Consider the following 22,558-nt stretch of genomic DNA (forward strand, 5'->3'; position numbering starts at 1 on the left):
TAAATTAAAATATTGAAATCATCTTGATTTAAAGTATAATTATCTTAGTAAGAAGTGGGGCGCAAATTCCACTTTTTTTTAATGTTAGGGGGAGTGGTATGAATTTAACTGAAAAATTAAAAGAATTACTAAATGATGATATAGAAAATTTAGGCTATGAACTCGTTGATATAGAGTTTATAGGACCTAAGAATGAAAAGAGACTGATTTTCTATATATATAATGAAAGCGGCATAAACATAGACGACTGTGAAAAAGTAAGTACTTTTTTGGATGAGAAGCTAGATCAACTAGATTTAATTTCTACTTCATACTACTTAGAAGTATCCTCTCAAGACTTATCAAGGCCACTAAAGACTGACAGAGACCTAATTAGAAATATGAATGAGCTACTTAAGGTAAAACTTAAAGATGGCAGCGAGTTTATCGCCTTCACAAAACAGGTCAATGCTGATAACATTTTATTTATAAGTCAAGATGACGAGGAAATTAAAATAGATAAGTCTGATATCAAAGAAATTAAAATTGAGATAGTATTTTAAAAGGAGAAGTTATGAACAAAGACTTTATGGCAGCCCTTGATGAGCTTTGTAAGGATAAAAATATTGAAAAAGATGTAATCCTTGAAGCCCTAGAAAAGGCGCTTGTAAAAAGTTATCAAAAGAATTATGACAATCAAGAAAATGTTGATGTAGTCATAGACCACGAAACGGGTGAGATAGGGGTATTTGCCCTAAGAGAAGTAGTTGATGAAGTAGAAGATAAGGTAAGCCAAATCAGTCTAAAAGATGCAAAGGAAGTAGACCCTACTCTTAGCATAGGTGATGTGGCCAGGATAAAACTTGTGCCTAAAAACTTCGGCAGGGTTGCAGCCCAAACTGCAAGAAATATCGTAATACAAAAGATAAGAGATGCCCAAAGAGAAACACTATTTGGGGATTATCTAGATAGAGAAAATGAGCTTATAACAGGCTCTATCCAAAGACAAGATAAATATAATGTCTATGTTAACCTTGATAAGATAGAAGGAATTGTTCCACTAAAAGAGCAAGTTCCTAATGAGGTCTATGCTCCAAATGAGAGAATGAAATTTCTTATAAAAGAAGTAAGAAACTCAGGAAAAGATCCTCAAATAGTCCTATCTAGAGCAAGCGAAAACCTAGTAGTAAGACTTTTTGAGCTAGAAGTACCTGAAATAACTGATGGTATAATAGAAATTTACTCTATAGCAAGAGAAGCAGGCTCTAGGACAAAGATGTCTGTATATTCAAATGACGAAACCATAGATGCTGTAGGAGCCTGCATTGGCTATAAGGGAGCTAGGGTAAATTCAATAGTAGAAAGTCTTCAAGGCGAAAAGATTGATATAATCAATTATTCAAAAGATGCAGAAACTTTCATATCAAATGCCCTATCACCTGCTGATATAATCAAAGTCCTAATAAATGAGAAAAATAGACAATCTCTTGTAGTAGTAGATGATAGCCAACTTTCACTTGCCATAGGCAAGGAAGGTCAAAACGCTAGACTCGCAGCAAGGCTTACAGGTTGGAAAATCGACATAAAATCAGAGTTAGAATTTGATAGCCTAAGCCAAGAAGAAATCGATGATATCTTAGGCTTAAATAATGAAGAAGAAATCATTGAAAATAATGATGAAGTAAGTGATGAAAGCCTAGCTGAATCTGCCGCAGATGCTGAAGAAGATATAGTAACAGAAGAAGCTAACACAGATTTAGAAGAATCTGATGAAAATGAGGCTGATGAGGAAGATTTTTTAGAAAATCTTGACCAGGCTGATGAAAGCCTTGAAAACTAGGCCTTATGCTAAAAACTTTATAAATGAATAATAAATATTCAATTTGAGGTTAAAAATGAAAAAAACTCGAAAGATACCACAGAGAAAATGTATAGTATGTGGTTCTCTAAAAGATAAAAAAGACCTTCTTAGAATAGTAAATAACAAAGAAGAAGGAATCTTGATAGATGAAAGTGGAAAAGTAAATGGAAGAGGCGCTTATGTATGCAAAGATGAAGCATGCCTAAAGGGCCTTAGAAAGTCTAATAAGCTAAACCAAGCCTTCAAAATGAAAATAGATGATGATATTTATGAGGAGTTAGAAGCTTATGAAGTAAAATGAGGTGATTAAATGGCTGACAAAATAAGAGTATACGAATTGGCTAAAGAAAATGGGATGGAATCAAAGGAAATGATTAAGATTTTAAACGAAGAGTTTAATCTAAATATCAAATCCCATATGTCAATGATTAGCGGAGAAGACCGCAAATTAATAAATGAATATCTTACAGAATTAAATGAAGATTCTTCAGAAGAAGCAGAAATAATTGATCAAAAGCCTAAGGCTAAGAAACCAGTTGAGAAGAAAAGGGAAAAGAAAAAGATTGACCCTAAGATGATAGCAAATGAAGATGACGAAGAAGCAAGACCAACTGGTAAGAATAGAAAAAAGAAAAATAAGAAGAGAAAATCAAAGAAAAATAATAGGCAAGAGAAAAATATGAAAGCTAAGAATGAATCAAGAATAGAAATACCAGAAACTGTAAATGTAAAAACTTTTGCAGATAAACTTGGAGAAAATCCAAATTCTGTAATAGGAAAACTTATAGGTCTTGGCATAATGGCAGGACTTAATGATCAAATAGACTTTGATACAGCAAATCTAATAGCTATGGATTTTGGCAAGGAAGTCTTTAAAGAAGAAGCTTATGATGCCCTAGAAGAGCAATCATACGACCTGGATTATGAAGATAAACCGGAAAATTTAGTGGAAAGACCACCAGTTGTATCAGTAATGGGTCACGTTGACCACGGCAAGACAAGTATACTAGATGCCATAAGAAATACATCTGTAACACGTGGAGAGGCTGGAGGAATAACCCAACATATAGGTGCTTACACCGTTGATGTAGATGGTAAGCAAATTTCCTTCCTAGATACACCAGGCCACGAAGCTTTTACAGAAATGAGAATGAGGGGAGCTCAGTCGACAGACGTAGCAATCCTAGTAGTAGCAGCAGATGATGGTGTAATGCCACAGACCATAGAGGCTATAAACCACGCTAAGGCTGCTGAGATTCCAATAATAGTAGCAATAAACAAAATAGATAAGGACACAGCAGATCAAAATAGGGTTATGCAAGGACTCATGGAACATGGCCTTGTACCTGAAGAATGGGGTGGAGATACCATCATGGTACCAGTATCAGCTCATACTGGCCAAGGTATAAAAGAACTTCTAGAAATGGTGCTTTTAGTAGCTGAAGTTAGAGAGCTTAAGGCAAATCCAAATAGGGCGGCAGTAGGCATAATAATAGAAGCAGAGCTTGATAAATCAAGAGGACCAGTAGCAACAGTTCTTGTTCAAAAAGGAACCCTTCATGCTGGAGATTATGTAGTAACAGGATCTTCATCAGGTAGGATAAGGGCAATGTTTAACTCAAAGGGTAAGCCAATCAAAGAAGCTGGTCCATCAATACCTGCACAAATCCTAGGACTATCAGATGTAGCAGAAGCTGGAGATAAGATTTATGCTGTAGCTGATGAAAAAGTCGCACGTGAATATGCAGACAGGGCAGCAGAATTTAAACGTGAAGAGCGCCTAATAGCTAAGGCTAATACAAATCTAGAAGATATGTATTCAGACATAGCTGAAGGCGAACTAAAAGAGCTAAACATCATAGTTAAGACAGATGTAAAGGGTACTGTAGATGCGGTAAGCACATCCCTAACAAAACTATCAAATGAAGAAGTCAAAGTATCAGTAATAGCAGGAGCTGTAGGTGGTATAACCGAATCAGATATCCTACTTGCCCAAGCATCAAATGCTATAATTATAGGATTTAACGTAAGACCAACCCAAGGAGCCTTAGAAAGAGCAAAGGATAATAACATTGAAATTAGAACCTATAGCGTAATCTATGAAGCAATCGAAGATGTAGAAAAAGCTATAAATGGTATGCTCGAACCTGAATTTAAGGAAAATGTACTTGGTAGGGCAGAAGTAAGAGAAACCTTCAAAATACCAGGAGCAGGAACAATTGCAGGTGTAATGGTAACAAACGGCCTTGTAACAAGAAAATCTAAAATCAGACTTCTTAGAGATAATATCGTAGTATTTGATGGTGAAATCTCATCAATGAAGAGATTTAAAGATGATGCAAGTAAACTTCAAAGTGGCTATGAAGGCGGTATAGGTCTTGAAAGATTTAACGATGTTAAGGTAGGCGATGTAATGGAAGCCTACGAAATGGTTGAAGTAGAAAGAAGTTAATAGATGAATAGTAAAAGAACCGCAAGGATATCACAAGAAGTCAAAAGGGAAGTCTCTAAAATACTTAGAGATGACCTTTCTGATCCTAGACTATCAACTGAAGCAATGGTATCAATTACAGATGTCGAAGTAACAAATGACTTATCATATGCAGATGTTTATGTATCTGTTCTTGGAGATAGCAAAAACAAGGAAGATGCCATGCTGGCTCTAAACCAAGCAAAAGGATACATCAAAATCCTAATAGGTGAGAGGATGAGATTAAGGTCCATGCCTGAATTTAGGTTTAAATTTGATGATTCAATCGAACGTGGTGCCTATATGAATAAGCTAATTGAAGAAACAATCGCAAAGGATAAAAAAGCAAATGAAAATAGACAGGATTAGTAAAGATAAATTAGAAGAATTTATCAAAATGGTAGATGAAGCAGAAACAATCGCTATAGCAAGCCATGTCAACCCAGATGGAGACAATCTGGGTTCAACCCTTGCCCTAAGAAGGTCCTTAGAATTATATGGCAAGGATGTTGAAGTAATCGCAATAGACACAATAGATGATTACCTACTCTTCCTACCAGAAATAGAAAATTATAAGGAAGCAAGCAGAGATTTTTATGATCTTTTCATAATAATGGACTGCTCAGAATTTGATAGGATAGGAAGTGCAACACCTATTGCTAGAGCTTCAAAGAAAACCATAGTAATAGACCACCACGTAGGCGGTAAAATCAATTGTGATTTAAACCTAATCTATGACACAGCGCCAGCAACATGCGAACTAGCTTATGAAATCATAGATAAGCTAGACCTACCAATAGATGAAACCATAGGAACCTTACTATTTACAGGTCTTTGCACAGACACAGGTAGGTTTATGTATGCAAACATCAACGAATACACCTTTAATGTTGCTGGTAAGCTCATCACAGCAGGTGTAGACTATGAATATATCTACAGAAATCTTTATCAATCACAACCAGTAAAGGTAATGCAATTTCATAACGAAGTTATATCTACAGCTCAGTTTTTCGACAAAAAGGCCTTTGCTATTGCAAGCAAGGATTTAGTTGAAAAATACCATGTTCAAATGGGGGATGCTGAGTCAATTGTAAATAAATTAAGGGACCTAAAGGAAGTAGAAATATCCATGATAGTAAAAGAATATGATGATGGAGAATACAAGGTATCCTTAAGAAGTAAATTTGCAGATGTGTCAAAAGTTGCAAGAGATAATGGTGGCGGTGGCCACATCAAGGCAAGTGGATTTTCAATATTTGATGATTCTTTAGAATCAGCAGCTAAGAAGGCTTTGGAGATATTAAAAGAAATATGAGTCTTAAGGGAATCCTTAACATAGACAAAGAAAAGGGCATATCATCAGCAAGGGTAGTAAGCCTTGTAAGGCGTGCTTTAGATATGAAAAAGGTAGGCCACACAGGTACCTTGGACCTTGAAGCAAGTGGAGTCCTTCCAATAGTAGTTGGCAAGGCAACCAGGGTATCAGACTATATGATGACTAAGGATAAGGTCTATAAGACAGACCTAATCCTTGGTATAAGGACAGATACCCTAGATGCAGCAGGAGAAGTAACAGCAAGGTCTGATAAACCAATAAATAAAGATGAATTTATAAAAGTAATGGAATCTTTTAAGGGTCAAATAGAACAAATACCACCTATGTATTCAGCCCTAAAAGTAGGTGGCAAAAAGCTTTACGACCTGGCCAGAGAAGGCATAGAAATAGAAAGAAAAATCCGTAAGGTAAAAATTTATGACATCAAGCTTTTATCCTTTGACTTTCCGAAGGCAAGTATAGAAGTAACATGCTCAAAGGGTACTTATATAAGGACTTTGGTAGATGATATTGGAATAAGACTTGGGACTTTCGCCCATGTAGAAAACCTAGAGAGATCTAGGGTTGGCAAACTTGATATAAAAGATTCGATAAAGAGTGCAGATATTTTAGAAATTCCAAAAGAGGAACTAATCAAGAAACTAATTCCCCTAGATATAGCCCTTGACCATTTGGAAATACTAGATATAGATAAAAAATATCTAGAAAATCTAATAAATGGGCAAAAAATCTTAACAAATAAGCAAATAGATGGGGAAATTAGGATTTATATAGACAATGATTTTATAGGCCTTGCGAAAATTGCAAGCGAAGATGGTAGAAATTTCCTAAAAATGGAGAAGGTATTTTATGAAAGATAAGATAAGAATATATGATTTAAATAGTGACTTGCCAGATCTTGAAAAAAAGGCGGTTGCCCTAGGTTATTTTGACGGAGTCCATCTTGGTCATCAAAAATTAATGGAAAAAAATATATACTTATCTAAAAAGTACGGTCTCACACCATCTGTCTTACTCTTTAAAGAAGATGGTAAGAGGACTGTAAAAGATGAGGATAAATACCTATCAAGCCTAGAAGATAAGATTGAAATCCTATCAGAAATAGGAATAAAAACTTTCTGTCTGGTTAATTTTGATAAGACCTTTATGGAATTATCCCCTAGAGAATTTATCAAAACTGTGATTGCAGAAAAATTAAACGCAAAGGCTGTAATAGTTGGCAGTGATTACCGTTTTGGCTACAAGGCCAAGGGAACTACTGACACTCTCAGAGAATATGAAAATATATATTCCTATAAGGCTGAAATTATTGACTTTGAACTAGAAGATGATAATAGTAAGATTTCATCAAAACATATCAGAGAGTTAGTAAAAGATGGGGAAATTTCAAAGGCTAATAAGTATCTTGGAAGGTACTACAAGATTAGAGGGGAAGTAGTCCATGGAAAACACAGGGGCAGGACCCTAAATTTCCCAACAGCTAATTTAGAGCTTAATTTCCCTTATGTAATACCGAAAGATGGGGTCTATCTTACAAGAATACTTGTAAGAGATAAATATTATTATGCTCTTACAAATATTGGCTCAAATCCAACCTTTGAGACAAGCCAGGATAAGAAAATAGAATCTTATATCTATGATTTTAATCAGCATATATATGGGGAAAATATAAGCGTAGAATTTATAGAATTTTTCAGACCTGACTTTAAATTTAATTCTGCTGAGGAATTGATTGAGCAGATGGATAAGGACAAGGCCCAAGGCTTAGAATATATAGAAAAACACTTAAAATAAGTTTACAAAAGAAAAATAGGGCGTATAATAGTATAGCTAGCTTTGCTGGGTATATGAAACCTCGACTAATACTCGGTAAGGCCAAATCAAATAAACGGAGGAAATTATGAACGCAGAACAAAGACAAGAAATAATCAAAAACTACCAATTAGACGAAAAAGACACAGGCTCACCAGAAGTACAAATCGCTATCCTATCAAAAAGAATAGCTGACTTAACTGAGCACTTAAAAGCAAATAAAAAAGATCACTCTTCAAGACGTGGACTATACAAGATGATTAGACGTAGAAGAGGTATGCTTACTTATCTAAGAGACAATGATATCGAAAGATATAGATCAATTGTTGAAAGACTTGGACTAAGAGGTTAATTACTGGCGGGGATAACCCGCCTTATTTTATAGGAGATTAAATGATCAAAAATTACAACTACACTTCAAAAAACGGATACGAATTAGAAGTAACCATTGGTAAGTTTGCAGAACAAGCCAATGGAGCATGCTACATAAAAAGTGGGGACACCTCCCTTCTAGTAACAGCAGTAGCAAGTGAAAAACCAAGAGAAGGTATAGATTTCTTCCCACTTATTTGTGATTTCCAAGAAAAGCTATACGCTGTAGGTAAGATCCCAGGAGGCTTTCTAAGAAGAGAGGGTAAGGCAAGCGATGGAGCAACTTTGATCGCTAGACAAATGGATAGGCCTCTTAGACCACTTTTCCCAGAAAATTACTACAATGACGTACAAGTTATAGCTACAGTCCTATCAATGGACCACGACCACCTTCCAGACCCACTAACAACAATAGGTGCATCAATTGCCCTAGGTATCTCAGATATACCATTTGACGGACCGGTTGGTGCTTGTATGGTTGGAAAAGTTGATGGCAAGCTAATAGTAAATCCAAAAGAAGAGGATAGAAAAAAATCTGACCTTGAGCTAACTGTAGCTGGTAAAAAAGGCGCAATCAACATGGTAGAAGCAGGAGCAAATGAGCTTGATGAAGCTGAGATGCTTGAAGCAATGCTGCTTGCCTTAGAAGAAATAGGTGATATTTCCGACTTTATCCAAACAATCATAGATGACATTGGTAAGGAGAAAAAAGAAGTAGAAGCTCACGAAGAGACAGAACTTGATAGACTAATTTCAGAAAATTTTGAAGAAGAAATCAAAAACTCAATCAGAACAACAGATAAGACTGAAAGAGAAGATAACATCTTTAGGATAGAAGAAGAAGCTAAGGAGAAATTCCTTGAAGACTATCCAGAAAGTGAAGATGAAATTCATAGAAGAATAGATGATATCATGAAAAAAGAAGTAAGAAGAATGATATCAATCGATAAGATAAGACCTGATGGCAGAGACCTTACTGAAATTAGACCACTATCAGCAGAAGTTGAAGTGCTTCCACGTGTACACGGTTCAGGTTTATTCCAAAGAGGCCAAACACAAGTTTTATCTGTAGTAACTCTAGGTTCTCCAGCAGATAGTCAAATAATTGACGGCTTAAATGTAGAAGATATACAAAAAAGATACATGCACCAATATAATTTCCCACCATTCTGTGTAGGAGATGTTAGACCATTAAGAGGACCAGGTAGACGTGAGATAGGTCACGGCCACCTAGCTGAAAGAGCCCTTGTCCCAGTATTACCAGATGAAAAAGACTTCCCTTACACAATAAGAGTCGTATCTGAAGTATTATCATCAAATGGTTCAAGCTCTCAAGCTTCAATCTGTGGTTCAACCCTTTCCCTAATGGATGCAGGTGTTCCAATTAAAAAGCCAGTAGCAGGTATTGCTATGGGTCTAATCAAGGAAGATGATTCTATATCAATTCTTACAGATATCCAAGGCCTAGAAGATCACCTTGGCGATATGGACTTTAAGGTAGCAGGTACTCGTGATGGTATTACAGCCCTACAAATGGATATGAAAATATCAGGTATAACAAAAGAAGTTCTTGAACAATCCCTAGCTGATGCAAAGGATGCTAGATTTAGAATACTTGATGTTATAGAAAAAGCTATAGATAAGCCAAGAGCAGAACTTTCAGAATATGCACCAAGACTTTACACAATAGACATAGACCCAGATAAGGTGCGTGAAGTAATTGGTTCTGGTGGAAAGACCATAAATAAGATTATTGATGCAACAGGTGTAAAGATTGACACAGAAGATGATGGTCATATAACAGTAGCAAGTGATAATGGAGCAAGCGGTAAGAAGGCTATAGAGATGATAAAAGCTATAGTTACCGATCCAAAACCAGGAGATATATACGAAGGAAAAGTCGTAAGAATTATGAACTTTGGTGCCTTTGTTGAAATTGCTATCGGTAAGGAAGGTCTCTTACACATTTCACAAATTGCCCACCATAGAGTAGGCAAGGTAGAGGATGAACTAGCTATTGGCGATACAGTAAAAGTTAAGGTTACAGAAATTGACAGACAAGGGAGAATTAACCTTTCAAGAAAGGCTCTTTTAGAAAAGCCAGAAAAAGCTGAAGCCTGGCCAGTAGATGAATCACCTTATAAGAATGATAAAAAAGAACAAAACTAGTAATTAAAAAAATATACTGTCCTCTGGGCAGTTTATTTTTTGCCCTTATTACTATATAATAATAATGAGGTTAATATGACAAATAAAAATCAAGGAAGGGTAAGGAAGAAGTCATCTTCCAGAGCCCCTAACAAAAGTAAACAGAAAAAAATTAGAGAAAAAAATTTCAACCTAAAGACCTTTTCTATGGTTATGATGGGACTTGCGGTATTTTTATTTATCTTTATCATCTCATCAAACACAGGTTTTTTGGGAGATAGGATAGGCGATATATTTGCCAAGCTTTTTGGAAAACTTTCAATATTATTTCCACTTGGCTTATTTGTATCCTTTTTCATGGTTTATAAGGGAATATTTAAGCGAAACTTATCAAGGATGCTTCTAATTTATGGAATATTTCTATTAACCCTTGCCATCCTTTCTAAAGACTTTGTAAGAAATGAATTAGCCTGGTCTGTAGAATACTCTGCCTTCAAAAAAAGCCTAGGAGGTGGATGGTTTGGTGGATTAGTAGGATTCTATATTCTAAACTTTATCGGTCCACTTGGCCTATATATCCTTTATATAACACTTATAGGTTCATTTATAATAAATGTAAGTCCATATTCCTATAGGGAATTTTTCCTCAAAATTAGGGATGGCTTTATAATTCTAGGACTTGGCATCAAACACTTGACTATAAAGACTTATAATAAATTCAAGGTGTTTTTAGCTGATAAGAGAGAAGATAGGCAAATCCAAGCTAAGGAAGAACCAAGAAAAATTCCAAGGCTTGAAAAAAATCCTGATCAAGAACCACGAAAAGCTGTAAAAAGAAGAGTGGCTCAGAAAAAAGAGCCACAAGCTAAAAATATAGAAATAATCAATGATTACAAGTCTAAGCAGGTTGAATTTGCAGACCTTAATGAAGATTTAAAAAGAGAGTTTTCAAACTATTCTTATCCATCAGTTGATTTATTACATGACATCGACACGGATAAGGGAATTGATAATGACGAAATCAGAGAAAAGGCTGAAATAATCGAAGAAACCCTCGAATCCTTCGGCATAGAAGGAGAGGTTGTCCAAATAGATGTGGGACCAACAGTAACCTGCTATGAACTAAAACCACAAAGAGGGGTCAAGGTTTCAAAAATTGTAAATCTTGCAGATGACCTGTCCCTATCCCTTGCCACATCAGGCATAAGGATAGAAGCCCCAATACCTGGCAAATCCCACGTAGGAATAGAGGTGGCAAATGATACAAAGGAAATGGTTGGATTTAAGGAGATAATTTCATCAGCAAGCTTTATTAAAAGCAAGTCAGCCATACCTTTTGCCATGGGTAAGTCCATATCTGGTGAGGTAATTGTATCAGCAATTGAGAAGATGCCCCATCTTTTGGTATCAGGTGCTACAGGATCAGGTAAATCTGTTTGTATCAATACCATAATCATGTCTATTCTATACAAGCATTCACCAGATGAGGTCAAACTTCTTTTGATAGATCCAAAGGTTGTAGAATTATCAGTTTATAATGGGATTCCACATTTGATAATGCCGGTTATAACTGATCCTAAAAAGGCTGCAAGCTCTCTATTTTGGGCGATTTCTGAGATGGAAAAAAGGTATAAACTCTTTGAAGAGCACCATGTAAGAGATATAAAGGGTTATAAAAAGGCAAGCGAGACTGACGAATCTATGGAAAACCTACCTTATATAGTAGTAATAGTAGATGAGCTTTCAGATCTAATGATGACAGCTGCAAGTGAGGTAGAAGACTACATCACCAGGCTTGCCCAAAAATCAAGGGCTTGCGGTATACACCTTATTATAGCGACCCAAAGGCCAACAGTAGATGTAATAACTGGTACAATTAAGGCCAACATTCCATCAAGGATATCTTTTGCTGTAACAAGCCAAATAGATTCAAGGACAATCCTAGATGCCCAAGGAGCAGAAAAACTTCTAGGCAAGGGTGATATGCTATATCTATCATCTGATGCCATGAAACCTGTAAGAATCCAAGGCGCCTTCGTATCCGATGATGAAGTTTTAGATGTGGTTGACTTTATAAAAAATAATTCAAAGGCCGATTATAATGAAGAAGCCATTGAAAAGGTAGAAGAGAAGACCAACACCGAGGAGCTAGAAGATGAAGATGAGCTTTTAGATGAAGCTATAAGGCTCATTATCGAGGATAATACAGCAAGTGTATCCATGCTTCAAAGAAAGCTTAAAATTGGCTATGCAAGGGCTGGTAGGATAATTGATCAATTAGAGCAAAAGGGACTTGTAGGGGGTTATGAAGGAAGCAAACCTCGCAAGGTCTTAGTTGATAGAACATATTTGGAGGAAGATTAATGAATATAGCAAATAAAGTAACTATGGTGAGGTTATTTTTAATACCAGTTTTTGTCCTAGTTTACTATTACTATGGCGCATCCTATAATGTAGCAGCTATAATATTCATAATAGCATCCCTAACAGATGCCATTGATGGACACTTAGCAAGAAGTAGAAATCTAATTACAAACTTCGGTAAATTTGTAGATCCACTTGTAGATAAGGTATTAACTCTTGCAGCCTTTATAGTACTTGTAGAAAGTAAAATAATTCCCGCTTGGGCAGTAATAATAATTGTAGCAAGAGAGCTAATAATTACAGGTTTTAGGACTCTTGCAGCTGATATGGGTATAACCATAGCGGCAAGTGTATGGGGCAAGGCCAAGACTATAAGCCAGATGGTATCCTTAGTCCTCTTGCTTCTAGAAAGTGAATTTACCCATATGATTGGAATATACGTATTTTACCTAGCAGTAATCCTTACAATTATATCTGGCCTTGACTATATAATTAAAAATAAAAAGGTTCTAGACCTAGAAAATATTTAGAAAAACTATATTTTTTACAAAAAAACTTTAATAAAGAAAAAATAAGTATATAATAGTACTAACGATTAGACATTTAATGTATAAGGAGAAAATATGGATAAAGAAAAACAAAAAGCTCTGGACCAAGCTTTTAAGCAAATAGAGAAAAAATACGGAAAAGGTTCTGTAATGAAGATGGGAGATGCTCCTAAGATTGAAATTGAAGCAATACCAACTGGAGCTATCAACCTTGATATAGGTCTTGGTATAGGTGGTCTTCCACGTGGTAGGGTAATAGAAATCTATGGACCAGAATCATCTGGTAAGACAACCCTAGCCCTTCACGTAATAGCTGAAGCCCAAAAGCTAGGCGATACTTGTGCCTTTGTCGATGCTGAACATGCTCTAGATGCGGAATATGCCGCAAATCTTGGTGTAGATATAGACAATCTTATCATGAGTCAGCCAGATACAGGTGAGGCAGGACTTGATATAGCTGAAAGTCTTGTAAGAAGTGGGGCGGTTGGCCTAATTGTAATAGACTCTGTAGCAGCTCTAGTACCAAAGGCAGAAATCGAAGGAGAAATGGGAGATAGCCATATGGGTCTACAAGCTAGACTTATGAGCCAGGCCCTAAGAAGACTAACAGGTATTATTGCTAAATCAAACACTACAGTTATTTTTATTAACCAATTAAGAGAAAAAATTGGAGTAATGTTTGGAAGTCCTGAGACAACAACAGGCGGTCGTGCCCTTAAATTCTATTCATCAGTAAGACTTGATATAAGAAGGATAAAGACCATCACCGAGGGAGATAACTCAATTGGATCTCGTACAAGGGTAAAAATTGTCAAAAACAAGGTGGCACCACCATTTAAGGTAGTAGAATTTGATATAATGTATGGTAAGGGAATCTCCAAAGAAGGAGTACTCCTAGATACTGCGGTAGATTTAGATATAATAGACAAGGCAGGATCATGGTTCTCCTACGGTGACCAAAAACTTGGCCAAGGTAGGGAAAATGTAAAGAAAATGCTAGAAGATGATCCAGAATTTGCCAAAGAAATCGATGCTAAGGTAAGAGCGGCCTTCAAAAAGGACGCAAAAGCTGAAGACTCATCAGAAGAAGCCGAAGAAGATAAACAAGAATCATTACTTGAAGATAAAGAATAAAAGAAAAACCAAGTCATCCACAAAAATGGATATGACTTGGTTTTTTTATAAGAAGGTAAGTTGGTCAATGTCCCTATCAGATAAATTTGAAAGGGAAATACCGATAAGCCTTAGATATTCACCTTCAAAAACCTCATCAAAAAGACTTATCGCTTCATTGTAAATATCACTTGCCTTATAAATGGGCTCCTGAAGTGTATAAGACCTGGTTCTGTTTTTAAAATACTCATCTTTAAGTTTGATAGAAACGGTCTTAGCTTGGATTTTCTTATCATCCATCTCTTTTTCAATGAGACTTGCAATCTTTTTAAGATATGATTTAAGGAGAATTTTATCATTGGTATTCTTACTTAGGGTCCTCTCCTTACCAATTGACTTTCTAAGTCTTGAAACTTCAATTGGTCTGTCATCAATACCTCTAATTACATGGTAAATATAATCCCCACCCTTGCCAAAAAGGTCTTCTAAAAAGACCCTATCAAGTTTTAGAAGGTCACAAACCTTATAAATCCCGATTTGATTAAGCTTGGAAGCTGCCTTCTTACCAATGCCGTGGACCTTTCCAACAGCAAGGTCTGGTAAAATCCTATCAGCTTCTTCTTTATCAATATACTTTATTCCAAAAGGTTTATTCCAATCAGAACCGAGCTTGGCAAGAAACTTATTATAGGAAATACCGATGGAAATTGGAATGCCAGTCTTATCTATGATTTCCTTTTGTAAGTCCTTGGCAAAGGAAATTGGGTCATCCAAATAAATTTGTATATAGGCCTCATCTATTGAAACTTGCTCGTAGATTCTAGAATAGGACCTAATTATGCCAAAGACCTCCCTTGACTTTTTCCTGTAATAATCATGGTTAACAGGAACAATCTTAAGGTCAGGACAGAGGTCCCTTGCAATAAAAACAGGCATAGCAGAGTGGATGCCATATTTCCTTGCCATGTAATTGGCAGTCGTAATAATAGACTTATTTGTAAGGCCACCCACAGCCATAGGAATATTTTTAAGTTTTGGATTTCTAAGCTCCTCGCAGGATGCGTAAAAAGCATCGCAGTCGATGTGAAATATGTACTTCATACCTACACTATACTAATTTTTGGCTAAATACCTATTATTGAATAAGATATAAGAAAAAGTACAGTTATGTTATGAGAGTAGATAAATTTTTAAAGAATTCAAGAATAATTAAAAGAAGACAAGTAGCAAAAGAAGCTTGTGAAAACGAGAGAGTAAAGATTAACGATAAAATAGCAAAGCCAGGCAGCGAGGTAGAAATAGGCGATATAATTGAAATAACCTTCGGTAAATCTGTCTTAAAGGCAAAAGTTCTAAGCCTGATAGAAGGGGCTAAGAAAAATAATGCTGAGAGCATGTATGAGGTAATAGATGGCGAATAATATGAGAAAGGCTAGGAAAAATTCCTACCTTAAGCAAAGAGGCAAGAAGAATAAGAGGTTTTTGCTAACAGCCTTTGGTCTTGTGATTTTTTCTGTAATTGGCTTTTATTTTTTAAATTCAAATTTAAATGCTGATATGAATAAACTCGACCAAGATATAGTTTCTAGTAAGAAAAAGCTTGAAAATGTCAAAAAAGAAATCGATAGCCTAAATAAAGACTACGAAAATAGGAATACTGACCAATTTAAGGAAAAAGTCGCCAAGGAAAAACTAGGTATGGTCAAGAAATCTGAAGTCAAGGAAGAAAATTCAGGCGTAATCAATAAAATTGATCAAAATGATAATAAAGAAGGTCAAGAAAATAACGAAAAAGTAGAAAATCCTGACCAAGGACAAGGCGTAGATCCTAATAATGAAGTAGAAAGCCAAGAAAATACAGAAACCAAAGAGAATACAGAAACAAATGAAAATGGAAGATAGGTTTTTAGAAACTATTAGAAAACATCAGCTAATAGAAAAAGGCGACACGATAATTGTTGGAGCAAGCGGTGGACCAGATAGTCAATTTTTAATCTATATGCTAGATAAACTTAGAAAAGAAATTGACTTTGACATAGTCCTTGCCCATCTTAACCACCTCCATAGGAAAGAGGCCGCAAAGGATGAAGACCTTGTAAGAAATACAGCAAAAAATCTTGGCCTTAAATTTTTCTCAGAAGCAAGGTCTATGGATGATTTAGCAAAGAAAGAGAAAATTTCATCAGAAGATGCAGGTCGCAGGCTGAGATATGATTTTTTTAACCGCTTAGCAGGAAAATTTCCGCATTCAAAGATTGCAGTTGCTCATAATAAGGATGATCAAGCAGAAACTGTCCTTATGAGGATAGTAAGGGGAACAGGCCTAGATGGCTTAAAGGCCATGGCTTATAGGTCTGGAAATATTATAAGACCAATTCTAGATATAAAGAAGAAAGATATCTTAACTTATTTAGGTAAAAATAACATCCCCTACGCAATAGACCACACTAATTTTGAAGCAGACTACACTAGAAATAAGATAAGGCTAGAAGTAATACCTCTTCTAGAGGAGATAAATCCTAGATTTATTGACCAAGCAGCAAGACTAAGTGACCTTGCCAAGGATGACCTTACAATAATAGATTATACTATAGGAGAGATTTTTGATAAAATATGTGATAGGTCAGTTAGAGCAATAAAATTTAGAAAAAATGATTTTGAAAGTTTAAGAAAGCCCTACCAAAATAGGCTCATAAGACTTGGGATTGAAAAGTTAAAAGGGACTATAAAGGATATTTCAAAAGATAATATAGATGAATTTTTATCTCTAATTACTCTTGCCAATGGCAAGGAAATAATAAAGGATGATCTAAGGTTTAGAAAGTCTTACGACTATTATATTTTAGAAGATGTCAAGGACTTTAAAAATGAAAGCGTCTATGATTTATACGCCGAAGATGAGATTGACTTTGATGGTAAAATCATAAAATCAAGTATAATTAATAGTAAGACTTACACAAGGGATAGATCAAAGGCTTTCTTTGATTATGATAAGCTTAAATTTCCCCTAAAAGTTAGAACTAGGCGAAATGGCGATAGGTTTATCCCCTTAGGAAGTAAATCTAATAAGAAGCTTAAGGACTTTTTTATCGACCAAAAGATAGATAGGGCTAAAAGAGATAGACTGCCAATAATTTTATCGGATGATAAGATTATATGGATAACAGGTCTAAGGATGAGCGGAGAATTTAAGGTCACAGACCTTACGAGCAAAATACTACAAATCGAGGTATATGATGAAGATTGACAGCAATGATCTTATAGAGAAAGTACTCATTGATGAAGAAAGTTTGAACAAAAAGATAAGAAAATTAGCTAATACTCTAAATGAACATTACGCAGACAAGGACGAACTAATTCTAGTTTGCATCCTAAAGGGATCAGTGATGTTTGTAAGCGAGCTAGCTAAATATCTAAATGTAGAATGTAAGATGGAATTTATGTCAGTTTCATCCTATGCTGACAATACTTATTCTTCAGGCAATGTTAAAATCTTAATGGATTTAGACATGGATATAAAGGATAAGGAAGTACTTATTATAGAAGATATAATAGATACTGGCTACACCCTAAAGAAGGTTAAGGAGAACCTACTTCAAAGAGGTCCAAAGGATTTAAAGATTATAACACTTTTAGACAAACCTGAAAGGCGTGAAGTTGACTTAAAATCTGACTGGGTTGGCTTTAAGATACCAAATGAATTTGTAGTAGGTTTTGGTCTTGACTATAACCAATTATATAGGAATCTTCCTTATATCGGCGTAGTTAAAAGATCAGTATACGAAGACATAGAAGAGATGAAATAGGTCGCTTGGCCTATTTTATTTTGAAAGAAAGGAGAATATATGGGAAGTTTTGACAATATGATACTAATTTTATACGGGGTAATAACAGTATTTTTTATTTACAGGATTTTTAAGCAACAAAGAGATAAAAAACACCTTGGGAGTGATATAAAGTCCTTCAAAAGACCAATATCAAGCATGGAAGCAATTTTATTTTCCATTCTAATTGTAACAGCTATTGTTAATTTATATCAAGGTTATAAGGTTTCAAACAAAAACTCCATGATGGTAGCATCCATAATGATAGTTCTTGCTCTAGTATTTGCAATTTATTCAACCACAAAGCTTTATATAGCAGATAACGGTATGCTCATAAATACAGGCTTTGTAAGCTTTAAAGAACTTAAAAAATGGGGCTTTGACCAAGAAAGAGGAGACCTTGTTATGGCTATCAAAAAAGATGGCAATACAAATAGGGAATCAACCAAGGTAAGAAAAGAAGATATAGAAGAGATAAACGACCTAATAAGAAAGCATAAATTAGGCAAATAATCTTGAAAAAACGTCTAAAAACCGTATCATATAAGAGTTAAACAAGTAAAAAGGGGATTATATGTTACTGGTTATAGATATTGGCAACACAAACACTGTAATAGGTGTCTATGATGATGAAAATTTAAAGGCTAGATTTAGAGTGGCAACTGACTTGAAAAGCACCAGCGATCAATTAGTTGCTACTTTATTTAATATGTTTATGATTCATGGCTTTGACATAAAAAATATCAACGACACAATCATATCATGCGTAGTACCAGATGTGCTCTACAATTGGCAATCAGCAAATAGAAAGCTATTTGACAAGGAAGCTAAGGTAGTAGATCATACTACCTACACAGGGATAAGCATAGCCTACGAAAATCCAACAGAAGTTGGGGCTGACAGGATAGTAGATGCTGTAGCAGCCTATGAAAAATACGGCGGTCCATCCATCGTAGTGGATATGGGTACAGCCATAACCTTAGATGTTATAACAGGTGATGGTAAGTATCTTGGTGGATCAATTGCCCCTGGCATAAGGATTGCCCAAGATGGATTATTTGGAAAAACAGCTAAGCTGCCAAAAATAGAGCTTAAACAACCAACTACAGCCATCACAGAATCAACATCAGAAGCCATCAACGCAGGAATTGTAATAGGTTATATAGGAATGATTGATAAGTTAATAGAGACAATAGAAGATGAAATCATAGAAAGACTTGGTATCAAAAGGGAAGATATCAATGTCATAGCTACTGGTGGATTTTCAGAATTAATTTCTCAATCAAGTAAATATATAGAAACCATAGAACCAGATTTGATGCTTGAAGGGCTTAAAATAATCTATGACAGAAATATTAACAGATAAAAAAATAATGCTAGCTCCCCTGGCAGGAGTCACAGATACAGCCTTTAGGATAATATGTGAAAGGCATGGGGCAGATAAGACCTTTACTGAAATGGTATCAGTCAATGCCCTAGTCTATGACAACAAGGCCACAGAGGATATCATGTATATATCAGATTTAGAAAAAAAGGCCAATATCCAAATATTTGGTTCTGATATAGACAAGATAAAAAAAGTAGTTGAGGAAAAAATAAATCCCCTTAAAAATATTGAGGAAATATCCTTTAATATGGGCTGCCCAGCTCCAAAGATTTTTAATAATGGCGAAGGATCAGCTCTTCTAAAAGATCCTAGAAAAGTTTATCAGATTACAAAGGCACTTAAAGAAGCAACTGATAAGAAGATAAATATCAAATATAGGCTTGGCGTAGATGATGACCATATAAATTATCTAGAAAATGGTAAGGCCATGGAAGAGGCAGGAGCTGACTATCTAATCCTTCATGGAAGGACTAGGAAGGCCATGTATTCAGGAAAGGCCGACTGGCATGCTATTGGAAAGCTTAAAGAAGCTGTAAAAATACCGGTAATTGCAAATGGTGACTGCTTCAGCGTAGAAGATTTTATAGAAATTATTAATACAACAAAAGCTGATGGAGTCATGCTTGCCAGAGGTGCAATGGGTAATCCGTTTATATTTTCTTATATAAAAGACTATATAAAAACTGGTTCTTACACAAAAGCAAGTTTTGATGATATAATAAATCAGATAAAAGATCACTACGAACTTGCCCTAAGATTTAAGGATGAAAGACTTGTAATAAATCAAATGCGCAAGCATGTTGGCTGGTATATAAAAGGCCTATATATGTCTAGCGAATACAGAGATAGGGTAAATAAGATATGTACAAGAAAGGAAATTTTTGACCTGCTTGACGAATATAAAGAAAAATTAGGTGAATATAATGACAGAGAAAAAAGAAGTAATATTAACTAAAGAAAAATTAGAAAAATTAGAAGATGAACTAGAGTATTTAAAAACCAAAAAGCGTCCAGAAATGGCAGAAAAAATCAAGATTGCTAGAAGCTTTGGAGACCTTTCAGAAAATGCTGACTACGATGAAGCAAAAAATGAACAGGGTGAAGTAGAATCTAGGATAATGAAAATTGAGGATATGATCAGAAATGCCAAAACTATCGAAGTAGTAGAAAACTCTGATATAGTTGGAGTCGGAAATACTGTAAGGCTTTTTGATGAAGAATTTGAAGAAGAAGTAGAATACAAGATAGTAGGAACAGCTGAATCAAATCCTCTTGAAGGATATATTTCAAACGAATCACCAGTTGGAGAAGCTATTATTGGCCATAAGGTTGGCGATAGGGTAGAAGTTGAAACTCCAAATGGTAAAATGTATTTTGTAATTAAAGGTATTAAATAAGGAGAGAAAATGGCTGATAACACACAAGATTTAAATGAAATGCTTCAGATCAGAAGAGAAAAGCTCCATGATCTAAAAGAAGAGGGCAAAGACCCACACAGAATAGTAAATTTTAAAAACAGAACAGACTCAAAAGAAATCAAGGATAACTTTGATAAATATGAAGATCAAACTGTAAGAGTAGCCGGTAGAATTCTTGCCAAAAGAGGCCACGGAAACATGAGCTTTATGGATGTGCAAGATGAATCTGGCAGAATTCAAGTAGTAAATAGAAAAAATGTTATCGGCGATGACTTCAAATATGTCAAAAAATACGATATCGGTGATATAATCGGTGTTGAAGGAAAGGTATTTAAAACCAACCAAGGTGAAATATCAATAGAAGTAGCAAAAAGCGACCTTTTAACCAAGGCCCTACAAATGCTACCAGAAAAATGGCACGGCCTAAAGGACCCAGATTTAAGATATAGACAAAGATATGTAGACCTAATAGTAAATCCTGAAGTAAAGGATGTATTCATGCAAAGGTCAAAAATCATATCCGCAATCAGAGAATTCTTAGATAATAGGGGCTTCTTAGAAGTTGAAACTCCAATCCTAAATACAATAGCAGGTGGAGCTACAGCTCGTCCATTTATAACCCACCACAACACTCTAGATATAGATATGTACCTAAGAATAGCAAACGAGCTTTACCTAAAAAGACTTATCGTTGGTGGCTTTGATAGGGTATATGAAATAGGCAGGATGTTTAGAAACGAAGGAATGGATGCAACCCATAACCCTGAATATACCGCTATGGAATTATACCAAGCCTACGGAGACTATGAAGACATGATGGAAATCACCGAAAACATGGTTGAATTCATTGCTAAAAAGGTAAAGGGCACAACTGTAGTAGAATTTGATGGCCAAGAAATAGAACTAAAGGCTCCATGGAAGAGAATTCCAATGATAGAAGCTGTCAAAGAATATTCTGGTGTAGACTTTAATGAAATTAAAACTGACGAAGAAGCAATAGCTATTGCTAAGGAAAAGGGTGTAGAAGTTAAGGAAACAAGGGGAGAAATCATAGCAGAATTCTTCGATGCTTATGTAGAAGAAAACCTAATCCAACCTACTTTCATAACTGATTACCCAGTAGAAATCTCACCACTAGCTAAGAGAAAGAACGACGACAGAAGCCTAACCTATAGATTTGAGGCCTTTATTTCTGGAGCAGAAATAGGCAACGCATTCTCAGAGCTAAATGATGCTGAAGACCAAAAGGAAAGATTCCTAGACCAAGTTAGAAAAAGAGAAGCTGGCGATGATGAAGCCCAAATGATGGACTATGACTTCGTAAATGCCCTAGAAGTAGGACTTCCTCCAACAGGTGGTCTTGGAATTGGTATCGACAGACTAATAATGATCTTGACAGGCCAACACTCAATTAGAGACGTCCTATTATTCCCAACAATGAAGCCACTTGGTCTTGAAAAAACAGAAAATAAAGCAAGCCAAGAAGCTCATAAGATTAAACTTGACCTATCAAAGGTAAAAGTTGAGCCATTATTTGAAGAAGATGTTGATTTTGAAACATTTTCTAAATCAGACTTTAGGGTTGTAAAGGTTAAATCTTGTGAAGAAGTTCCAAAGTCTAAAAAACTTCTAAAATTCACCCTAAATGACGGTACAGGAGAAGATAGGGTAATCCTATCAGGAATTAAAAATAACTATAGCGCAGAAGAATTAGTAGGCAAGACCCTACTTGCTATAACAAACCTTCCACCTAGAAAAATGATGGGTGAAGAGTCTTGTGGTATGCTTTTATCAGCTATATGTGAATACGATGGCGAGGAATTATTAAATCTAATAATGCTTGACCCATCAATACCAGCTGGAGCAAAAATATATTAATATGAAAGGTGCCGCTTTGTCGGCACTTTTTTTAAAAATTATGGAGTA

General features: G+C 35.5%; 23 protein-coding genes. 22 read left to right on the forward strand and 1 reads right to left on the reverse strand.

Annotation, left to right across the window (positions count from 1 at the left end; genetic code table 11):
* The first annotated feature begins 98 nt into the window (after positions 1–98).
* The 13 genes from ACCQ42_RS05980 (at position 99) to recA (ending at position 14,024) form a co-directional block, all read left to right on the forward strand.
* Positions 99–542, forward strand: a complete 444-nt coding sequence (locus ACCQ42_RS05980; protein ID WP_410035650.1) for a ribosome maturation factor RimP — start codon at positions 99–101, stop codon at positions 540–542.
* An 11-nt stretch (positions 543–553) separates the two neighbouring features.
* Complete coding sequence (nusA, locus tag ACCQ42_RS05985; protein WP_410035651.1) at positions 554–1,819, forward strand: transcription termination factor NusA; 1,266 nt, start codon at positions 554–556, stop codon at positions 1,817–1,819.
* 55 nt (positions 1,820–1,874) lie between these two features.
* The gene (rnpM, locus tag ACCQ42_RS05990; protein WP_106459951.1) at positions 1,875–2,141 is read left to right on the forward strand and encodes an RNase P modulator RnpM; all 267 of its coding nucleotides are present in this window, start codon (positions 1,875–1,877) and stop codon (positions 2,139–2,141) included.
* Between the two features lie 9 nt (positions 2,142–2,150).
* Entirely contained in the window at positions 2,151–4,292 is a 2,142-nt protein-coding gene (gene infB / locus ACCQ42_RS05995) for a translation initiation factor IF-2 (RefSeq protein WP_265214580.1), read from the forward strand.
* Between the two features lie 3 nt (positions 4,293–4,295).
* The gene (gene rbfA, locus ACCQ42_RS06000; RefSeq protein ID WP_106459953.1) at positions 4,296–4,679 is read left to right on the forward strand and encodes a 30S ribosome-binding factor RbfA; all 384 of its coding nucleotides are present in this window, start codon (positions 4,296–4,298) and stop codon (positions 4,677–4,679) included.
* Positions 4,660–5,625 (forward strand): DHH family phosphoesterase, encoded by a 966-nt coding sequence (locus tag ACCQ42_RS06005; RefSeq protein WP_410035652.1) that lies wholly within the window; start codon positions 4,660–4,662, stop codon positions 5,623–5,625. Before rbfA ends, ACCQ42_RS06005 begins: the two co-directional genes overlap by 20 nt.
* Complete coding sequence (truB, locus tag ACCQ42_RS06010; protein ID WP_410035653.1) at positions 5,622–6,506, forward strand: tRNA pseudouridine(55) synthase TruB; 885 nt, start codon at positions 5,622–5,624, stop codon at positions 6,504–6,506. Before ACCQ42_RS06005 ends, truB begins: the two co-directional genes overlap by 4 nt.
* Positions 6,496–7,440 (forward strand): bifunctional riboflavin kinase/FAD synthetase, encoded by a 945-nt coding sequence (locus tag ACCQ42_RS06015; RefSeq protein WP_410035654.1) that lies wholly within the window; start codon positions 6,496–6,498, stop codon positions 7,438–7,440. The genes truB and ACCQ42_RS06015 overlap by 11 nt, the downstream gene beginning before the upstream one ends.
* Positions 7,441–7,546: 106 nt before the next feature.
* Entirely contained in the window at positions 7,547–7,810 is a 264-nt protein-coding gene (rpsO, locus tag ACCQ42_RS06020) for a 30S ribosomal protein S15 (RefSeq protein WP_199792137.1), read from the forward strand.
* A 41-nt stretch (positions 7,811–7,851) separates the two neighbouring features.
* A complete protein-coding gene (locus ACCQ42_RS06025; RefSeq protein ID WP_410035655.1) occupies positions 7,852–9,999 on the forward strand; it encodes a polyribonucleotide nucleotidyltransferase in 2,148 nt (715 codons plus the stop codon).
* 75 nt (positions 10,000–10,074) lie between these two features.
* Positions 10,075–12,342 carry a DNA translocase FtsK gene (locus tag ACCQ42_RS06030; RefSeq protein ID WP_410035656.1) on the forward strand — a complete coding sequence of 756 codons (2,268 nt, stop codon included), beginning with the start codon at positions 10,075–10,077 and terminating at the stop codon, positions 12,340–12,342.
* Complete coding sequence (pgsA, locus tag ACCQ42_RS06035; RefSeq protein ID WP_410035657.1) at positions 12,342–12,872, forward strand: CDP-diacylglycerol--glycerol-3-phosphate 3-phosphatidyltransferase; 531 nt, start codon at positions 12,342–12,344, stop codon at positions 12,870–12,872. Before ACCQ42_RS06030 ends, pgsA begins: the two co-directional genes overlap by 1 nt.
* A 93-nt stretch (positions 12,873–12,965) precedes the next feature.
* Positions 12,966–14,024, forward strand: coding sequence for a recombinase RecA (recA, locus tag ACCQ42_RS06040; protein ID WP_106459961.1), 1,059 nt, complete (start codon positions 12,966–12,968; stop codon positions 14,022–14,024).
* Positions 14,025–14,069: 45 nt separating this feature from the next.
* Here the strand turns inward: recA and ACCQ42_RS06045 are convergent, their stop codons facing one another.
* Positions 14,070–15,104, reverse strand: a complete 1,035-nt coding sequence (locus ACCQ42_RS06045; RefSeq protein WP_410035658.1) for a DNA polymerase IV — start codon at positions 15,102–15,104, stop codon at positions 14,070–14,072.
* A gap of 71 nt (positions 15,105–15,175) precedes the next feature.
* Here ACCQ42_RS06045 and ACCQ42_RS06050 point away from each other — a divergent pair, with 71 nt between their 5' ends.
* From ACCQ42_RS06050 to lysS, 9 genes are all read left to right on the forward strand, one after another.
* Positions 15,176–15,424, forward strand: a complete 249-nt coding sequence (locus ACCQ42_RS06050; RefSeq protein ID WP_106459963.1) for an RNA-binding S4 domain-containing protein — start codon at positions 15,176–15,178, stop codon at positions 15,422–15,424.
* Positions 15,414–15,905: an FtsB family cell division protein gene (locus tag ACCQ42_RS06055; RefSeq protein WP_265213980.1), complete on the forward strand. Its 492-nt coding sequence runs from the start codon at positions 15,414–15,416 to the stop codon at positions 15,903–15,905. The genes ACCQ42_RS06050 and ACCQ42_RS06055 overlap by 11 nt, the downstream gene beginning before the upstream one ends.
* On the forward strand, positions 15,889–17,250 hold the full coding sequence (tilS, locus tag ACCQ42_RS06060; RefSeq protein WP_410035659.1) for a tRNA lysidine(34) synthetase TilS: 1,362 nt from the start codon (positions 15,889–15,891) through the stop codon (positions 17,248–17,250). The genes ACCQ42_RS06055 and tilS overlap by 17 nt, the downstream gene beginning before the upstream one ends.
* Positions 17,240–17,809, forward strand: coding sequence for a hypoxanthine phosphoribosyltransferase (gene hpt, locus ACCQ42_RS06065; protein WP_106459966.1), 570 nt, complete (start codon positions 17,240–17,242; stop codon positions 17,807–17,809). The genes tilS and hpt overlap by 11 nt, the downstream gene beginning before the upstream one ends.
* Before the next feature lie 39 nt (positions 17,810–17,848).
* Positions 17,849–18,340: a DUF986 family protein gene (locus ACCQ42_RS06070; protein ID WP_106459967.1), complete on the forward strand. Its 492-nt coding sequence runs from the start codon at positions 17,849–17,851 to the stop codon at positions 18,338–18,340.
* 61 nt (positions 18,341–18,401) lie between these two features.
* A complete protein-coding gene (locus ACCQ42_RS06075; protein ID WP_106459968.1) occupies positions 18,402–19,193 on the forward strand; it encodes a type III pantothenate kinase in 792 nt (263 codons plus the stop codon).
* Positions 19,171–20,169: a tRNA dihydrouridine synthase DusB gene (gene dusB, locus ACCQ42_RS06080; RefSeq protein ID WP_410035660.1), complete on the forward strand. Its 999-nt coding sequence runs from the start codon at positions 19,171–19,173 to the stop codon at positions 20,167–20,169. Before ACCQ42_RS06075 ends, dusB begins: the two co-directional genes overlap by 23 nt.
* Positions 20,138–20,611, forward strand: coding sequence for a transcription elongation factor GreA (greA, locus tag ACCQ42_RS06085; protein ID WP_106459970.1), 474 nt, complete (start codon positions 20,138–20,140; stop codon positions 20,609–20,611). The genes dusB and greA overlap by 32 nt, the downstream gene beginning before the upstream one ends.
* 9 nt (positions 20,612–20,620) lie before the next feature.
* On the forward strand, positions 20,621–22,510 hold the full coding sequence (lysS, locus tag ACCQ42_RS06090; protein ID WP_410035661.1) for a lysine--tRNA ligase: 1,890 nt from the start codon (positions 20,621–20,623) through the stop codon (positions 22,508–22,510).
* Positions 22,511–22,558 lie beyond the last annotated feature (48 nt).

It is taken from the genome of Anaerococcus kampingae, assembly GCF_046365475.1.
Taxonomy (GTDB): Bacteria; Bacillota; Clostridia; order Tissierellales; family Peptoniphilaceae; genus Anaerococcus; species Anaerococcus kampingae.

Excerpts from the sequence above, each read along its gene's own strand:
- ACCQ42_RS05980 (WP_410035650.1), top strand. The coding sequence starts at position 99 with ATGAATTTAACTGAAAAATTAAAAGAATTACTAAATGATGATATAGAA.
- nusA (WP_410035651.1), top strand. The coding sequence starts at position 554 with ATGAACAAAGACTTTATGGCAGCCCTTGATGAGCTTTGTAAGGATAAA.
- rnpM (WP_106459951.1), top strand. The coding sequence starts at position 1,875 with ATGAAAAAAACTCGAAAGATACCACAGAGAAAATGTATAGTATGTGGT.
- infB (WP_265214580.1), top strand. The coding sequence starts at position 2,151 with ATGGCTGACAAAATAAGAGTATACGAATTGGCTAAAGAAAATGGGATG.
- rbfA (WP_106459953.1), top strand. The coding sequence starts at position 4,296 with ATGAATAGTAAAAGAACCGCAAGGATATCACAAGAAGTCAAAAGGGAA.
- ACCQ42_RS06005 (WP_410035652.1), top strand. The coding sequence starts at position 4,660 with ATGAAAATAGACAGGATTAGTAAAGATAAATTAGAAGAATTTATCAAA.
- truB (WP_410035653.1), top strand. The coding sequence starts at position 5,622 with ATGAGTCTTAAGGGAATCCTTAACATAGACAAAGAAAAGGGCATATCA.
- ACCQ42_RS06015 (WP_410035654.1), top strand. The coding sequence starts at position 6,496 with ATGAAAGATAAGATAAGAATATATGATTTAAATAGTGACTTGCCAGAT.
- rpsO (WP_199792137.1), top strand. The coding sequence starts at position 7,547 with ATGAACGCAGAACAAAGACAAGAAATAATCAAAAACTACCAATTAGAC.
- ACCQ42_RS06025 (WP_410035655.1), top strand. The coding sequence starts at position 7,852 with ATGATCAAAAATTACAACTACACTTCAAAAAACGGATACGAATTAGAA.
- ACCQ42_RS06030 (WP_410035656.1), top strand. The coding sequence starts at position 10,075 with ATGACAAATAAAAATCAAGGAAGGGTAAGGAAGAAGTCATCTTCCAGA.
- pgsA (WP_410035657.1), top strand. The coding sequence starts at position 12,342 with ATGAATATAGCAAATAAAGTAACTATGGTGAGGTTATTTTTAATACCA.
- recA (WP_106459961.1), top strand. The coding sequence starts at position 12,966 with ATGGATAAAGAAAAACAAAAAGCTCTGGACCAAGCTTTTAAGCAAATA.
- ACCQ42_RS06045 (WP_410035658.1), bottom strand. The coding sequence starts at position 15,104 with ATGAAGTACATATTTCACATCGACTGCGATGCTTTTTACGCATCCTGC.
- ACCQ42_RS06050 (WP_106459963.1), top strand. The coding sequence starts at position 15,176 with ATGAGAGTAGATAAATTTTTAAAGAATTCAAGAATAATTAAAAGAAGA.
- ACCQ42_RS06055 (WP_265213980.1), top strand. The coding sequence starts at position 15,414 with ATGGCGAATAATATGAGAAAGGCTAGGAAAAATTCCTACCTTAAGCAA.
- tilS (WP_410035659.1), top strand. The coding sequence starts at position 15,889 with ATGAAAATGGAAGATAGGTTTTTAGAAACTATTAGAAAACATCAGCTA.
- hpt (WP_106459966.1), top strand. The coding sequence starts at position 17,240 with ATGAAGATTGACAGCAATGATCTTATAGAGAAAGTACTCATTGATGAA.
- ACCQ42_RS06070 (WP_106459967.1), top strand. The coding sequence starts at position 17,849 with ATGGGAAGTTTTGACAATATGATACTAATTTTATACGGGGTAATAACA.
- ACCQ42_RS06075 (WP_106459968.1), top strand. The coding sequence starts at position 18,402 with ATGTTACTGGTTATAGATATTGGCAACACAAACACTGTAATAGGTGTC.
- dusB (WP_410035660.1), top strand. The coding sequence starts at position 19,171 with ATGACAGAAATATTAACAGATAAAAAAATAATGCTAGCTCCCCTGGCA.
- greA (WP_106459970.1), top strand. The coding sequence starts at position 20,138 with ATGACAGAGAAAAAAGAAGTAATATTAACTAAAGAAAAATTAGAAAAA.
- lysS (WP_410035661.1), top strand. The coding sequence starts at position 20,621 with ATGGCTGATAACACACAAGATTTAAATGAAATGCTTCAGATCAGAAGA.